We start from the raw sequence: 1,627 nt of genomic DNA on the forward strand, positions 1-1,627 counted from the left end.
TAGTGATGTTAGTCACTGCTGCGCCGTTTTTATCCACAAGGCTGGCGGTGTAAACAATGTTGCCGCCTTCGCCAATAGTGGTAGTAGCGGTCAGAACCACATCAACTTTGTCGATGGTGTCGTTGATCGTGGTGGTTGCACCGTTGCCTGCTACTTCCAGCTTCTCGAAGTTACCGCCAGCAGCATCGGTGATCTTGACGGTCTGGGTGCTCTTGTCGATGAACACGTCATCGCTAGGTGCTGGGACAGTTACGGTGCCGACTGTGTCACCGGCTTTGATGGTGATGGTCGAGCCGTTATCGAGCTTCAGAGTGACGTCAGTGCCGGCCTTGTTGCTCAAGGTTGCGGTGTAGGTGATTTGGCCACCCTCGTTGACTGCGCTTGGCGCGGTCAAAGTGACGGTGGTGGTATCAGCGGTGCCCGGTGTGTCGGTCACGGTGGTGTTTACAGGTGTAGTACCCGGCACCAGGTTTTCGAAATGCTCGCCGCCGGTTACGCCTTTGATAGCGGTAGTAACGGTTTGATCGCCTTTGTAAACGTCGTTCGGTGCCACGGTGGTGACGGTGCCGCTCGACTGATTCACGCCGATAGTGATGGTCTGGCCGTTATCCAAGGTCACGGTCAGCGGATTGGTGATGTTAGTCACCGCGTTACCCGACTTGTCGACCAGCGACGCGGTGTAAACGATGTTGCCGCCTTCGCCGACGGTAGTAGTAGCGGTCAGGACCACATCAACTTTGTCGATGGTGTCGTTGATTGTCGTCGTTGCGCCGTCGCCTGCTACTTCCAGCCTCTCGAAGTTGCCGCCAGCAGCGTCAGTGATCTTGACCGTCTGAGTGCTCTTGTCGATGAACACGTCATCACTTGGCGCTGGGACAGTCACAGTGCCGACGGTGTCGCCGGCTTTGATGGTGATGGTCGAGCCGTTATCGAGCTTCAGAGTGACGTCAGTGCCGGCCTTGTTGCTCAAGGTTGCGGTGTAGGTGATCTGGCCACCCTCGTTGACTTCGTTTGGCGCGGTCAAAGTGACGGTGGTGGTATCGGCAGTGCCCGGGGTATCGGTAACGGTGGTGTTAACCGGCGTAGTACCCGGCACCAGGTTTTCGAAATGCTCGCCGCCAGTCACACCCTTAATTGCGGTGGTGACGGTCTGGTCGCCTTTGTACACATCGTTCGGCGCGACGGTGGTGACGGTGCCGCTGGACTGGTTCACACCAATAGTGATGGTCTGGCCGTTGTCTAGAGTGACGGTCAGCGGATTAGTGATGTTAGTCACTGCCGCGCCGTTTTTATCCACAAGGCTGGCGGTGTAAACGATGTTGCCGCCTTCGCCAATAGTGGTAGTGGCAGTCAGAACCACATCAACTTTATCGATGGTGTCGTTGATCGTGGTAGTCGCGCCGTCGCCTGCTACTTCCAGCTTCTCGAAGTTGCCGCCAGCAGCGTCGGTGATCTTGACCGTCTGAGTGCTCTTGTCGATGAACACGTCATCGCTAGGTGCTGGGACAGTCACGGTGCCGACGGTGTCGCCGGCTTTGATGGTGATAGTCGAGCCGTTGTCGAGTTTCAGCGTGACGTCGGTGCCGGCCTTGTTGCTCAAGGTTGCGGTGTACGTAATCTGACCGCC

1 protein-coding gene is annotated in these 1,627 nt (G+C 56.9%); it reads right to left on the minus strand.

Translation table 11 applies throughout. The features are described from left to right. On the minus strand, nt 1-1,627 hold a 1,627-nt coding region (locus tag ACLBW8_RS28585), incomplete at both ends, for an immunoglobulin-like domain-containing protein (RefSeq protein WP_447806920.1).

Source organism: Pseudomonas sp. M5A4_2d (assembly GCF_053345295.1).